This window comes from Spiroplasma sp. hyd1, assembly GCF_016082235.1.
Lineage (GTDB): Bacteria > Bacillota_I > Bacilli_A > Mycoplasmatales > Mycoplasmataceae > Spiroplasma > Spiroplasma poulsonii.
Window position 1 is genome coordinate 222 of the sequence record NZ_JXYY01000109.1, and the last position, 1,143, is coordinate 1,364.

Sequence of the window (1,143 nt, forward strand, 5' to 3'; positions counted from 1 at the left end):
ATTNTNTATNNTNNTAACTATTATTAAAAATTAAATAGTATTTTTCAGTGTGTCTTNCTTATTTTTTATATATTTTAACATTGTTATTACCAATGTTTATTTAACAAGAATTAAGTTACATTAGTATACCAATGTTTATTACAGTAAGGAGACAATAATTATGCAAGACTTATTAGATGAAATTAAAATGAAAATTAGAACTATGCAAGCTACTTTAATTCAATTGAATGAATATGGAATTCATCATGAATCCGTTAATATTATTCGAAAAGAAATGAGTTTTTATCAACATATTGCAGAAGAGTTAGAAAAGGAAATTGATTAGTATGGCAAGGAGTAATTTATGACAAAAACAGTTAAAGAAGAAATAGATGAAGAATTGCAGTATTTAAAAATGCCGGGGTTAATGACCTATAAACCAAAATATGTTAAAGAAATTTTATTAAAAATTAAATCATTTTACGAAAATGAAATTGTTGAAAAAAATGAATATATAAATTTTTTAGAAAATAGACCCGGAAATCACGATTGTAAGAATTGTCCTAATAGAAATAACGAATTAGAACAAAAACTATTAATAGTTGATTTAATAAAAACATATAAATATGAAATTATTAAATATCAACGTAGTCAATATAATGATAATAAAACTATTGAAATTGGAATGTTGAAATTTGTTATTAAAGATTTAGAAAAATTATTTGGTATACAAAATCACAAATTACCTAGTAAGGAGTGTGATTAATTATGTTAGGAATTTGAATATTTTTTATTAAACGTAAATGTCAAATTTGTCATTCTATTTTGAATAGAAAATTTGTTGGTAAATTATATTTTAAGTTAAATATTTGTTCAATGCAGTGCAATAGAAAGCGAGTTGATTTGAGTAATGTATCAGAAAGTAAATTATAACAAAAGTCCGAATCCGTTTAATACTATCAAAGTAATTAATATAGAGTGATTTATAAATTATAATGGTTTTCAATCATTTAGGAAAATAATTGAAAGTGAATGATTTGCTGGTATTAATACTAATAAAAATGAACTCTATGTGTGAAAGTAAGGTGTTTTTATCAATTATTTATGTTAGTTAGGAAGTGATGGTAAATAATAGACTTCTTGCGATACCCTTTTTTATTAAAA

At 22.4% G+C, this 1,143-nt stretch carries 2 protein-coding genes; both read left to right on the plus strand.

Features of this window, described 5'->3' with window-relative positions:
* Nucleotides 1-160: 160 nt before the first annotated feature.
* On the plus strand, nucleotides 161-325 hold the full coding sequence (locus TS70_RS06545; protein WP_198049788.1) for a hypothetical protein: 165 nt from the start codon (nucleotides 161-163) through the stop codon (nucleotides 323-325).
* Between the two features lie 18 nt (nucleotides 326-343).
* Entirely contained in the window at nucleotides 344-745 is a 402-nt protein-coding gene (locus tag TS70_RS06550; protein ID WP_198049789.1) for a hypothetical protein, read from the plus strand.
* Nucleotides 746-1,143: the final 398 nt, after the last annotated feature.